General features: G+C 45.5%; 8 protein-coding genes. 6 read left to right on the forward strand and 2 right to left on the reverse strand.

Annotation, left to right across the window (positions count from 1 at the left end; genetic code table 11):
• The first annotated feature begins 32 nt into the window (after positions 1-32).
• The 6 genes from M1L62_RS25395 (at position 33) to M1L62_RS25420 (ending at position 11,323) form a co-directional block, all read left to right on the forward strand.
• On the forward strand, positions 33-3,467 hold the full coding sequence (locus M1L62_RS25395; protein ID WP_254562456.1) for a TonB-dependent receptor: 3,435 nt from the start codon (positions 33-35) through the stop codon (positions 3,465-3,467).
• Positions 3,468-3,497: 30 nt separating this feature from the next.
• On the forward strand, positions 3,498-5,093 hold the full coding sequence (locus M1L62_RS25400; protein ID WP_254562457.1) for a RagB/SusD family nutrient uptake outer membrane protein: 1,596 nt from the start codon (positions 3,498-3,500) through the stop codon (positions 5,091-5,093).
• 1 nt (position 5,094) lies between these two features.
• Positions 5,095-6,546, forward strand: coding sequence for a sulfatase family protein (locus tag M1L62_RS25405; protein ID WP_254562458.1), 1,452 nt, complete (start codon positions 5,095-5,097; stop codon positions 6,544-6,546).
• Between the two features lie 143 nt (positions 6,547-6,689).
• Positions 6,690-8,177 (forward strand): arylsulfatase, encoded by a 1,488-nt coding sequence (locus tag M1L62_RS25410; protein WP_254562459.1) that lies wholly within the window; start codon positions 6,690-6,692, stop codon positions 8,175-8,177.
• A 510-nt stretch (positions 8,178-8,687) separates the two neighbouring features.
• Positions 8,688-10,127: an arylsulfatase gene (locus M1L62_RS25415; protein WP_254562460.1), complete on the forward strand. Its 1,440-nt coding sequence runs from the start codon at positions 8,688-8,690 to the stop codon at positions 10,125-10,127.
• Positions 10,128-10,258: 131 nt separating this feature from the next.
• A complete protein-coding gene (locus tag M1L62_RS25420) occupies positions 10,259-11,323 on the forward strand; it encodes an aminotransferase-like domain-containing protein (protein ID WP_254562461.1) in 1,065 nt (354 codons plus the stop codon).
• Positions 11,324-11,335: 12 nt separating this feature from the next.
• Here the strand turns inward: M1L62_RS25420 and M1L62_RS25425 are convergent, their stop codons facing one another.
• Together M1L62_RS25425 and M1L62_RS25430 are read right to left on the reverse strand one after the other, a co-directional pair.
• Entirely contained in the window at positions 11,336-11,956 is a 621-nt protein-coding gene (locus tag M1L62_RS25425; RefSeq protein WP_254562462.1) for a response regulator, read from the reverse strand.
• Positions 11,957-12,033: 77 nt separating this feature from the next.
• A complete protein-coding gene (locus M1L62_RS25430) occupies positions 12,034-13,974 on the reverse strand; it encodes a tetratricopeptide repeat-containing sensor histidine kinase (protein WP_254562463.1) in 1,941 nt (646 codons plus the stop codon).
• Positions 13,975-14,107 lie beyond the last annotated feature (133 nt).

The following is a 14,107-nucleotide window of genomic DNA, read 5'->3' on the forward strand; positions in this document are numbered from 1 at the left end:
ACAACAGGTAACTAAAACTTAATTTAAAACGTATGAAATCAATATCGTTTACCAAACGATCCAGTCTCTTTGCAATAAAGTTGTCGGCAGTTTTTCTGTTGATAACCAGCATCGGGAGCGCGGTTGCGTTTTCGGACGTGGCACAGGCACAGAAGCTCCTGGAACAAAAAACCACTTTCTCGGTGCGGAACAAGTCGCTACCGGCGACGCTGGATCAGCTGTCTGCGCAAACGAAAGTCAAATTTATGTATGCCGCCGAAGTGCTGAAAAAGACCGGAAAAGTTTCTATCAATGCGAAGGACCAGACTGTCAAGTCAATTTTAACCAGCATTCTGAAGCCAAACCATCTGGATTATGAGGTGGAAGGTAGTTATGTGCTGATCAAGGTGGAAGCTCCCAAACCGGCGCCGGTGAAACAAGCCAGCGTCATTGAGCCCGCACAACCGGCCGCAGAGGATATTCTTATAAAGGGAAAGGTAACGGATGAAAAAGGAGAGTCGCTGCCAGGTGTGAACGTTCTGGTGAAAAGCAGCCGTGTAGGAACTTCAACCGATGTTAACGGTGATTTCCAGGTCAGAGCCCCGGAAAAAGGCACACTTGTTTTTTCGTTTGTAGGATATAAGGCGCAGGAAGTTGCGATCGGAAGCCGTGACAATATTACGGTTCAGCTGAAACCGGACCAGAGTTTGCTGGATGAGGTGGTCGTAGTTGGTTATGGAACGCAGAAGCGGAACAGTCTTACCAATGCCGTTTCGACCATTACGGGTGAAGACGTAGCCCGCCGACCGGTTTCCAATATTCAGCAGTCTTTTCAGGGACTTATGCCCGGTGTGGCAGTAAATGATTTGGGAGGTGCTCCGGGAAAATCCAATGCCACGATCCGTGTACGCGGGATCACGACTTTTAACATCAACGGCAGCAGCACCAGCGGTTATGACCTTGGTAAAAATGACGCACTGGTTATTGTGGATGGAATCGAACAGCAGCTGAGCGACATTAACCCGGATGATATTGAATCTGTTTCCATTTTGAAAGACGCTGCTTCAACAGCCATTTACGGTTCCAGAGCAACGAACGGTGTTGTTTTGATCACGACGAAAAGAGCTAAGGGAAGTAAAATTCAGGTTGATTACCACGGTTATTACGCGATTCAAAAATCGAATAATGTTCCGAAAATGATGGGATTGGAAGCTTACATGCGTGAGCAGGTGGCTGCTTATACCAATGCGGGATCGGCTGTTCCGGCCCGTTTTACAGAAGAATCGATTCAGGCATATGTAAATGCGACGGACCGCGAAAAATATCCCTTGCCCAATACCTGGTTTGAAACTTTGCTGCGTGCTGCACCTCAGCAAAATCACAGCTTGTCGATCGCTGGCGGAAATGATGTGTTGCGTACGCGTTTGAGTATTCGTTATCAGGATCAGGATGGGGTTATTAAAAACTTTGGTAACAAAATCGGGGAATTCAGATTGAACTCTGACTATGAAGTTTCGAAGAGAATCCGCGTCAGTGCTGATATCAACTATCGCTACAATGTGACCGAAAACCCGACTACTAACACGGATGCTTCGGTCGGGACGGTTGTTTCACCCCTAAATAACTTCTTCCATGGATCCTTGTGGGCAGTTCCTAAATATCCGGACGGCACTTACGGTTTGAGCACCCAGGGAAATAATCCGCTGATGTTTATCGAAATCGGTGGACAATCGAAACAACGGACGGATTATCTGGCGGGTTATGTAAAAGGTGAATTTGAAATTGCCGAAGGGTTGACTTTCTCTACTCAGATCGCGGGCAGAGGTCTTTTCACCCAGCAAAAAAATTACACGAATTCCTATATCAATACCGATAAGAATACCAACATTACCAAGACGATCGCCAACAACAGTTTGTACGAAATCCGGAATACACTCCGTGAGTATACCCTGAATAATTTGCTGACGTATGAAAAAACGTTTGGAAGCCACAATCTGAAAGCGCTGGTCGGTTATTCACAAATTGGCAATACCCAGACTTTTTTAACGGCTTACCGCGAGCGTTTTTACAACAATGATATTGGGTCAATCGGTCAGGGAGCTAATGACGGAACGAAAAGTAATTCAGGACGTGATGCCGTTTATGGCCTAAGATCGTTTTTCGGAAGGCTAAACTATGACTACAACGGAAAATACCTGGTTGAAGTAAACGGTCGTTATGACGGTTCGTCCAAATTTACCGGCTCGAAACAATACAGCTTTTTCCCTTCATTTTCTGCCGGATGGAGAATCTCAAAAGAAAAATTCTGGGAGGGACTTGAAACAACGGTTAACGACCTGAAATTCCGTGGATCATGGGGTAAGACGGGAAATCAGTCGGTTGATTTGTACAGTTATTACGCGGCTTTGACTGCAAACGGATACAGCTTTGGTGGAACGGCTGTGCAGGGATACCGTCAGAATACGCTTGCCAATACAAACCTTGGATGGGAGTCGACTACACAGCTGGATTTAGGTCTGGACGCAGCATTTTTTCACAAGAAGTTAAATCTGACTGTTGATTACTACAACAAGCAAACGGATAACATCCTCTTAAACCTGGATATTCCTGCGACAATCGGTCTTACGGCGCCTCCGCAAAATGCAGGTTCGGTGCAAAACAAAGGTTGGGAATTCAGCTTGAATTACCGGGGAACACCAACAGCTTCGGGCTTTCGTTATGGTGTCGGTGGTAATTTGAGCATTAACCAGAATTTGGTAACGGACCTGAAAGGCACGGGACCCTACATCACCGGTTCTGACATTGATCCGCGTTATATCATCAAAAAAGGCCTGCCGATCAACACGCTTTGGGGGTACAAAACGGATGGGTTGTTTCAGACGCAACAGGAAATTACAGAGTATGGGGCTACGTATGCAGCCAATACGAAACCCGGTGACGTTAAGTATGTTGACCTGAACCGCGATGGTAAAATTGATGCCAACGATATGACCAACATCGGAAATTCTTTCCCAAAATACACGTTCGGGGTGAATGCAGATTTCTCTTACAAGAATTTCGACCTGACAATCCTTTTTCAGGGGGCGGCAAAAGTAGATTCAAGACTTGCCGGTGCATTGGCCGAAATGGGTAACCAGGAAGGTTTTACACATGAGATTTATACCAATAATTACTGGACGCCGGAGCACACGGATGCCCGTTTCCCACGTCCGGTGAAATACGATTTGCGTAACGTAGCGACTTCCGACCGGTTGGTGTTGAACGGTTCTTACCTGCGTCTTAAAAATGTTCAGCTGGCTTATAATGTGCCGACTTCATTAAGCCAGAAAATCCATTTGAACAGGGTGCGCGTGTACATATCGGCGACAAACCTTTTCACGATCTCGAAACTGAACGAGTGGAATCTGGATCCCGAAGCACCGTCAGGGCGTGCGGTTTATTATCCGCAAACGGCTTTGTACACAGCTGGTTTGAACCTCCAATTCTGATCGAATCCATTACCATTAGCTTGAATGAACATGAGAAAATATAAATTAAAAAGTCTGATTTTGTCCCTGGCAGCCCTTTCAGCAGGCGCCCTGGTTTCCTGCGACAGTGATCTGTTGGAAACGGTTCCGAATGACCGTTTGTCGGTTGACGTGTTCTGGCGCACGGAAACGGATGCCAAACTTGCCGTGAACGGCCTGTATACGGACCTCGACAGTACCAATATAGTAACCTGGGATGCCCTGACGGACATTGCACACACGAATCAGAATTTCGATGTGCAGGCCTATATTGAACTTGGTGCTTATGACGGCACGAGTTCGAAGATTTATGGTGAATGGAAAAGAGCTTACCGGGGTATTCGCGCCACCAGTTATTTTCTGGAAAATGTGGATAAGGTGACTACCACCAATACGTCGCTGATTAACCAGCTGAAAGGTGAAGCGAAAACGTTACGTGCTTACCAGTACATCAAACTGGCCGGTTTTTACGGCGATGTACCCCTGGTAACTTCATCGATCACCATTGATGAAGGCAGGGTATTAAAAAGGACGCCGGTTGCCGAAATCTGGGATTTTATCGATAAGGAGCTTACCGAAGCGTCTGCGTTGCTTCCGACCACTTACCCGGCAACGGACAAAGGTCGCATTACGCAGGGCGCTGCTTTGGGTTTGCTGGCAAGGGCAAACCTTTATGCGGGGCGTTACCAGAAAGCGGCTGACGCAGCGGACAAGGTTATGAAGCTTGGTATCTATGGCGTGTATGAGTCTTATGAGAAACTGTTCAGCTACGCGGCTGAGAACAGCAAGGAGGTTTTGCTGGACAGACAGTTCATTAAGGATACATATAAAATTGACATTTTCCAGCTTCTGGGACCTTACAGCCAGAAAAACAGCAACAGCAGTTACGTCCCGACCAAAGCATTGGTGGATACGTATGAAACGTTGGACGGAAAGAAAATTACGGACGCGGGCAGCGGCTACAATCCCGCAACGCCGTATGCCAACAGGGATAGTCGTCTGAAATATTCTGTGTTTTTGGAAGGGGATATTCTGCCGGGGGGAAATGTTTTCAAACCGCAGCCCAATAGCGGAACCGCGGATGCAATCGGCAGCACTTATATCGCTTCAACAACCGGATTCAACATCAAAAAATATATTCTTGCCGACGATTTTGCCAATCCAAACAATAGCGGAATCAATATCATTTTGCTTCGTTACGCAGAGATTTTGCTGACTTATGCCGAAGCAAAAATCGAATTGGGACAGGCTGATGCGAGTGTGCTGGCTGCGATCAATACCGTAAGAAATGGCAGAACAGACGTGAAACAACCTTCTATAACGATTACTTCGCAGTCAGAACTGAGAGAAATTGTTCGCCGCGAAAGAACTGTTGAACTGGCTTTCGAAGGTCAGCATTTGTTTGATATCCGTCGTTGGAAAACGGCTGAAAAAGTGATTCCGGGACCTGTTTACGGGATCACATACAAAGATGCAAGCGGCGCTTTGGTGACCGTTCAGGTCGTTGCCGTGAACAAGGTATTTGATGTAAATCGTCATTACCTTTGGCCGGTTCCGCAAAAGGAAAGAGATCTAAATCCATCGTTAACACAAAATCCTGGTTGGTAGTATGTTGAAAATTAAAAAGTTGAAACTCGTTTTTTTGTCGGGTTTTGGATTATGCCTTACGTTGTTTATGGTAGCCATGGCGCCAAAACCAGCTTCCAAAACACCCAATATTGTTTTATTTTTTATCGATGACATGGGGTACGGCGACCTGTCCGTCAATGGAGCATTAGGTTATAAAACACCGAATATTGATAAAATGGCTGCCGAAGGAACACGTTTCACGAACTTCATGGCGGCTCAGGCGGTGTGTAGTGCGTCACGTGCTGCTTTGCTGACAGGTTGTTATCCAAACCGCGTTGGGGTTTCCGGTGCATTTGGACCAAAACAAGGCATTGGACTTCATCCGAAAGAAGAAACCATCGCTGATCTGTTAAAGGCCAATGGATATACAACCGGTATTTTTGGCAAATGGCACCTCGGCAGTGATTCTATATTTTTGCCGTTGCAGCAGGGTTTTGATGAATATTACGGCGTACCGTATTCACACGATATGTGGCCGCTGCATCCGTGGCAGGCTCAGGCGAAATATCCGCCACTTTTCTGGATTGAAGGCAGCAAGCAGGTGAAGGAAATCAAAAACCTTGACGATGCAAGTCTGATCACGCCGACAGTGACCGAACATGCCGTTTCTTTTATCAGAAAAAACAAGAAGAAACCATTTTTTCTGTATGTTCCGCACCCGATGCCGCACGTACCCTTGGCTGCCACAGACAAGTTTAAAGGAAAGAGTGACCGTGGAATTTTTGGTGATGTGTTGACCGAACTTGACTGGTCGGTTGGGCAGATCATGAAAGAACTGAAAGCGCAGGGGCTGGATGATAACACCATCGTCATTTTTACAAGTGATAACGGTCCATGGCTGAACTATGGCGATCATGCGGGTTCTTCGGGTGGTTTCAGAGAAGGAAAAGGAACTTCATTTGAAGGCGGGCAGCGCGTTCCGGCAATTATTCGCTGGCCGGGTGTTGTACCGGCAGGCCGGGTTTCGAACAAGTTATTGTCCAATATTGATATTCTTCCGACGTTGGTGAAATTGACCGGAGCGAAATCTCCGAAGGAAAAAATTGACGGTATTGAGTTTGCCGCATTGCTGAAAGGCGACGATACACAAACGCCGCGTGAAAACTTCCTTTATTATTACCGGAAAAACAGCCTTGAAGCGGTGAGGAAACACGACTGGAAGCTGGTTTTTGCGCATCCGGGACGTACATATGAAGGATCGCTGCCGGGTAAAAATGGTCAGCCGGGTCCGGCACCGGAAAATCATGATTTTCCGGGAGCACTTTATAACCTGGGCCGTGATCCGGGTGAGCGTTACAACGTGTATGAGCAAAATCCTGAAATTGTAGCCGAACTTGAAAAGATAGCTGAGGCGGCGAGAGAAGATTTGGGGGACGATTTACAGAAACGTACCGGGAAAAATGTAAGGCCGGTCGGCAAGCTGGATAAGTAACAAAACCGGCTGATATGAAGTATGAGTGATTGATAGCGTGAATAATTGATAGAGAAGTCAAGTTTTCAAAACTTGACTTCTCTTTTTTAAAACGGGGACACCCAGTCTTGACTTCTCTTTTTTAACACCAAAAACCTGAACCCATGAAATATCTTAAAATAACCTCTTTCGTTTTTTGTTTATCCTTACAGCTGCCGACCTCAAACGCAGTTTTTGCTCAAAAGCAGTTCCGAAAACCCAATATCATTTACATCTATGCCGATGATATGGGGTACGGTGAATTGGGATGTTACGGACAAAAGAAAATCAAAACGCCCAATCTGGATAAGCTGGCCGGAGAGGGGATACGTTTCACCAAACATTATACGAGTACACCCGTTTGCGCACCCGCCCGCTGTATGTTATTGACGGGCCGTCATGGTGGCCATTCCTTTATTCGGGGGAATTATGAAATGGGTGGTTTTTCGGACGATAAGGAAGGTGGACAAATGCCCTTGCCGGAAGGGACCGTCACCATTGCCAAAATCCTGAAAAACGCAGGTTATGTAACCGGTGCTTTTGGGAAGTGGGGCCTTGGCATGAATAACACGACAGGAGATCCAAACAAACAGGGATTTGATTATTTCTACGGCTACCTGGACCAGAAACAGGCCCACAACTATTATCCGACGCATTTATGGGAAAACGGCAAGCGGGATCAACTGAATAACCCGGTGATCGATGTGCATAGAAAATTATCCCCGGATGCCCCGGACAGTGCGTTTAATTACTTCAAAGGCAAAGATTATGCAATTGCTAAAATTGCCGACAAAGCGCAAAAATTCATTGCTGATCATCAGAAAGAGTCATTTTTTCTATATCTCCCGATGACGATCCCGCATGTTTCGCTGCAAGTGCCGGATGAGGCGGTGAAGGAATACATTGGCAAGTTTGACGAAAAACCCTACTATGGGACAAAGAATTATGCATCGGTAAAATATCCGCTTTCCACTTATGCAGCCATGATTACATATCTGGACAAGCAGGTAGGCAAGATCATGCAGCAGATTAAGGCGCTCGGACTGGATGAAAATACCATCATCATGTTTTCAAGTGATAACGGCGCAACGTTTAATGGAGGGGTGGATGCTGGTTTTTTCAACAGTGTAGCCGGGTTGCGCGGGCTGAAAATGGATATTTATGAAGGCGGGATCCGCGAGCCCTTCATTGCCCGATGGCCAGGGAAAATTAAAGCCGGTACAACAACAGACTTTGTGTCTGCGCAGTTTGATATGTTTGCTACCTTCTCGGATATCGCAGGCTTGCCCGCACCGGTTTCGGACGGAATTTCGCTGCTGCCTGTTTTCACCGGAAAAGGAAAACCCAAAGCAAGAGAATACCTGTACTTTGAATATGGTGAAAAGTCAGGCCAGATTGCGATCCGTTTCGAAAAGTTTAAAGCGGTCAAAAGTGATGTGAAGAATAACAAAAATGCCTCCTGGGAATTGTATGATATGATCGCTGATGAAAAAGAAACGCTGGATATCGCGTCAAAACATCCCGAAATTATTTCCAGGCTGGATGATATCGTGAGAAAGGAACATTTGAATGCCACTGTAAAAGAATGGGAATTTATTGATCCGAAATTTTAGCATGGTATCAAACCACAAGGAGCAGAAAAAGAGATTGTTGTATCCTTTGTGCCTGGTATAGTTTGATAGACAAAATAATTATTTTCTGAATCTCCTTGTTAGTATCAAAACAATATCATTACTTTGCCTATCAATTAAGTAGAGTATATTGAAATTTTACGATACTTATAACATTCAACGTTTTGAAAATCTTTCGATGAGATAAATATTTCCACTCCTGATACCCGAGAGACAGCGCAAACCGGACTTGCCGGATTTTCGGTGGTTGTCAATTCAAGCTAGCCCGGCTGGGCTGTCGCGGGGTATCAGGAGTGGTTAATTTTTTTGCCTGATATTATCTGACTTCGGAAATTGCTTCCTTTATATATCTTAACGACTACCGCGATGACAATAGTCTGAAAAGAATAAATTTTTTGATCAAAGCGAAGCGCAAATATACTACATACGGATAATATTTTTCGGGTTGAAATCCTGAAAGATGATTCCCGATCACCAAGAATTCGTCCTGAAATGAAGAAATACCTACTCCTTGCCTTTATCCTGACCGTTATTTCGCTAAACGATCTTTTTGCCCAGAATAAGAATGCCAAACGTCCCAATATTATTTTTATTCTGGCCGACGACCTGGGTTATGGCGATGTTGGATTTAACGGACAAAAATTAATCAAAACGCCCAATATCGATCGCCTTGCTGCCGAGGGTGTTAAATTTCCCCAGTTTTACGCCGGCACATCAGTGTGTGCGCCGTCTCGGTCGTCGCTGATGAGTGGGAAACATACCGGGCATACCTACATCCGCGGGAACAAGGGCGTAGATCCGGAAGGTCAGGAACCGATCGCCGATTCGGTGGTTACGGTTGCGGAAGTTTTGAAAAAGGCCGGATATGTTACAGGTGCTTTTGGCAAATGGGGTTTGGGCCCGGTAGGTTCTTACGGAGATCCCAACAAGCAGGGTTTCGATCAGTTTTATGGCTACAACTGCCAGAGTCTGGCGCACCGTTATTACCCCGATCATTTGTGGGATAACCAGAAAAAAGTTGTGCTGGAAGAAAATCAAAACCTGATTCACAACAAACAATATGCCCCCGATCTTATCCAGAAACAGGCATTGGATTTCGTCGATTCGAAAGATGGTAAGCAACCGTTCTTTTTATTTTTACCATACATTCTGCCTCATGCGGAGCTTATCGTACCGGAAGACAGTATCTTCCAATATTACAAGGGAAAGTTTGATGAGCAGCCTTTCAAAGGAGCAGATTATGGGCCGAAAGCGACCAACGGAGGGTATGCTTCGCAACAATATCCCCACGCCGCATTTGCTGCCATGGTAGCAAGGCTGGACCTTTATGTAGGTCAGATTCTGGATAAATTAAAAGAAAAAGGTCTCGATAAAAACACCCTGGTGATCTTTACCAGTGACAACGGACCGCATATTGAAGGCGGCGCAGATCCCAAATTTTTTCACAGCGGAGCTGGTCTGAAAGGCGTAAAGCGTGATTTGTACGAAGGCGGAATACGTGAACCGTTTGCGGCGCGCTGGCCCGGCGTGATCAAGCCCGGAACAAAAAATGATTTTATAGGTGCCTTCTGGGATATACTACCCACATTTGCCGAACTGGCAGGCGCCAAAGCTCCTCAGCATATTGACGGGATTTCCTTTGCTGCATCCATTACCGGAAAAGGTATCCAGAAAAAACATGATCACCTGTATTGGGAATTCCATGAACAAGGCGGGAGACAGGCGGTTCGTCAAGGAAACTGGAAAGCAGTGCGGCTAAAAGTGACAGAAAATCCTGACGCACCGGTGGAGCTTTATGATTTATCAAAAGATTCCGGTGAACGAATCAATGTAGCCGCGCAGTTTCCTGACAAAGCAAAAGAGCTCGGCCGCATTATGAAACAGTCTCACACGCCATCAGCGCTATTTCCATTTGGTAAGGAAGGGAAATAAGGCTTCTTTTTACCTCACTACTTTCGCGGATATTTTTCGGCAGATCATAAAAATGCTTCGACGTTATGGCTGGTTTAAGTTAATGGAATTATGCAATTTTAAGGATTGGTATATTTCGTTAAATATTGGTCATGATTGATTTTCGTTTCAACTACCCGGTTCTGCCTTCCCAGCATCCGTTACTGATTGACGCTTTATCGGCTTTGGAGCCGGATGAATCTTACATGAAAATGGCGGTACCCGGTGGTTATCCTGATGATAGACAAACGGGAGCTGAATGGCTTTCAACACCTGGATACAAGGTCGAAAGCGAAGCTGTTTTGATCGGATGTGGTGGGCATCATGCGTTGACCGTTATCATTTTGGCAACAGGTTTGTCGGGTGGAAAAGTCTTGGTAGATCCCGTAACGTACAACGGATTTATTGGGCTGGCCTCCATGTTTAACATCACGCTGATTCCCTGTGCGATTGATGAACACGGAATTATACCAGAAGCAATGGCTGAATTGTGTGCTGACCCGAGTATCAAAGCGGCCTACCTCATGCCAACCATCCATAACCCGCTATGTTATGTCATGCCGCTGCAAAGAAGAGAAGCCATTGTTGACGTAGCCCGTCGCTTCGACCTGATTTTAATTGACGATGACGCCTACGGTTTTCTTCAACCTGATATCCTGCCAAGTTTTGCGCATCTTGCCCCGGAACGTGGCTTTTTCATATACAGTTTTGCAAAAATACTCGCACCCGGTGTAAAAACTTCTTACATCCTGACACCGGAAAAATGGAGAACCCAGGTTACGAATGCGTTATGGATGACTGTCAGCGGATCGGTAACTTTGTACAACCGGCTCGTGAGTAACTGGATCAACGCAGGCGTTGTTGCGCAGATGATTGAGGAAAAACGGAAGGTAGCGGCTGAGAAGCAAAAAATCGTGGCACGCGTGTTAAGCGGCCTAAGTTATATTACACAACCGACCAGTTTTCATTTCTGGCTGCCTTTACCCGCGTTTGTTAATCCATGGGAATTTGGCAAAACATTATCGGAAAACGGTGTGGATGTAGTGACCAGTGCCGGTTATAACGTGGCAGGCGATCCTGGATTTAACGGAATAAGGGTGGCGCTGGGAAATGTTTCGGAGGAAAAAATCCTGATCGAAGGGTTGACGATCATCGATGATCTGTTAACCAGAATTTGAGTACCAAAATGATTAAATTAATCCCAATGTCGCGGAGACCTTAATCAGCGAGGCAGTATTTCCCACATCAAATTTCATGAGCAGATTAGCCCGATGGCTGTTTACGGTGGTTACGCTGATGAACAGTTTTTCTGCAATCTGTGGGTTTGTCATACCTTCGGCGATTAACACCAATACCTCCTTTTCCCGTCGGGTCAGAAAGGGAACTGCCTTGGGCGTAATGTCAGTGGCGGAATGCTGGTCGAAATTTACATTCATAAAATACCCTCCCTGCTGTACCTGTTTGATCGCTTCCAGGATGTCTTCTTTGGAAGAACTTTTGATCAGATAACCGCAGGCTCCGTTCTGGATCATTCTGGAAACATAAGCCCTTTCACTGAACGTACTCAATGCAAGCGATTTCACGGAGGGGAACTGCTCCTTTATTTTTTTACAGAGATCTATTCCATTGATATCCGGCAGGTTAATATCGAGGAAAGCGATGTCAACTTCATTGTTTTTCAAAAACGATATTGCGTCAAAGGCATTCGTGGCTGTGCCGGCCACAGTAATGCCCTCACAATCGGATAAAAGTGATTTTAAGCCTTCCAGAACCAGAAGATGATCGTCTACGATTAATATTCTTACAGCCATTATTCAATATTTTTGGCAAAAGTATGCGTTCATCCCTGAAAATTTAAAAACGAACGCCCCGGCATGCGGAAAAGATATTAAACGGTAATTTCAATCAGGATGGAAGTTCCTTCGGCTGGTTTTGACTGAATATCCAGTTTTCCGTTCAGATAATCTACCCGCGCCTGTACATTCTGTAAACCGGCCCCTTTGTTCGTTTTTATAATATCGACATCAAATCCTTTCCCGTTATCCTCCACGGTAACACTCACTTCGTTGCCGATACGTGCAAGCTGTACCTGTGCCTCGGTGGCGTCTGCATATTTGATGACGTTGTTCAATAACTCCTGAACGATCCGGTAAAGCGTAATTTCCACGGAAGATTCCAGTCTTTCAGAAAATCCAAAGGTTTGGATTTTTACTTTCAGCGATCCTGAATCACTTATGCCGTCGCAGAAATCACTGAGCGCATCCACAAGTCCGAACCTGACCAGCGTTTCGGGCATCATGCTGTGTGCGACACGGCGCATTTCGTTAATTGCGCCGTCGAGCTGACTGAGCGCCCGGGTGAATGCAATGGCACTCGATTCGGGCAAAATAACATTTCCTTTCACAGAATTTAACGTAAGTTTTATGCCGGATAGTAATCCTCCCAGACCGTCGTGCAGGTCGCGCGCCACCCGGGTTCGTTCTTCTTCCTGGCCTTTTAAAATTGAGTTTGTTGCTACCAATTGTTTTTCCTGTTGTAACTGCCGCACCTCATTCTCAGCGATTCGCTTGCGGATCATGATGTTTCTGTAAACCAGGGCAGCGATAATAATGCTGACAACCAGCCCGGCCAGCAGGCCATAAATCATTGTGTTTCTTGCTTCCTTGTCTTTTTCAAGCGAAAGAATCTGTTTTTCTTTTTGCGCGGTCTGATATTTTGCGTCCAGTTCCTGTAACTGATTTTGTACGTCCTTTCCCTGCACAGAATCATTCAGAATCTTGTATTTCATCAAATAATCATAAGCGCCTTTGTAATTGTTTTTTCTTGCCAGATCGGCCGCATAATCCTCATACAATTCCACCAGATGATCCTGCATCTCGTTTTCTTCCGCAATTTTTAAAGCCTGCGCCGTATATTTTGCCGATTCTTCGGTCCGGTCCTGATCTTCCGCGATAAACATCAACGCTCTGAGACACGACATTTCAAGAAATACATTACTACTTTTTCTCGCCAGCGCCAAACCTTTCTCTCCAAATTCCCGGGCCTTGTCCATCTGTTTTAAATTCCGGTACGAACTGCACAAGCCGCTGTATGCCTGGGTAATGAAAATGTCAGATTTGATCGCCTTGGCGATCGTAAGCCCTTCGTTAAAATAAGGAATGCTTTGTTCGTATTTTTTTAAGTTATAAAGACATAAACCCAGTGTTGTTAAAAGATCGGCAAGCTGCAAACTGTCGCCGAGCGGCCTGGCCAGGGCCAATGCTTTTTGCTTGTACACATACGATTTGCTGAAAAGATTGGCATGTTCGAAAGCCGTACCAATGTTGGAATACAGCTGGGGAGCATATTCTTTCCTCCCTTCCTTATCAAAAATGTCAGCAGCCTGCTGGTAATACTTAATCGATTCGGTGAACTTGCCAAGGTATGAATAACTGGTTCCGATGTTGGCAAGGCTTTTCCCGATATAAATCTGATCCTTAATACCTTTTGAAATATCCAGGCATTCCTCGTTGAGTTTCAGGGCCTGTGCAAATTTCCCCTGCAAATTTAAAATATACGTATAGTTCGTTCTGAACCGGATTTTTCCCGGCGCATAATTGATCTTGTCACTCAGAGCGCCTGCTTTTATATAGTACTTTCCGGCGCTGTCCAGGTTTTCACCTTCCCAAAGCTGCCCGTATTTAATGTAAGCCAATACCCGGTTGCTATCTCCCTTGCTTTGTTGGATCTGCCTCAAAACGGTTGCCTGGTCAACGTTGGGCAAAGTCGTTTGAGCCTGAATATCTATTCCGATAAAAAGTAAGAAAATGCTGCTTAAAACTGATTTCATTGAATCGGTTTGAATTTGTTCAGCCGGTAAATTACGAGCGTAAAGGTCTGAAACAAAACCTTTAAATAATATCCTCTAAAAGCATGATTTTTCAAAAATCGTGCTTTCGTACGATTGATTGCCGTCGGTTTGT

This window comes from Dyadobacter diqingensis (genome assembly GCF_024220585.1).
In the GTDB taxonomy this organism is placed as follows: domain Bacteria; phylum Bacteroidota; class Bacteroidia; order Cytophagales; family Spirosomataceae; genus Dyadobacter; species Dyadobacter diqingensis.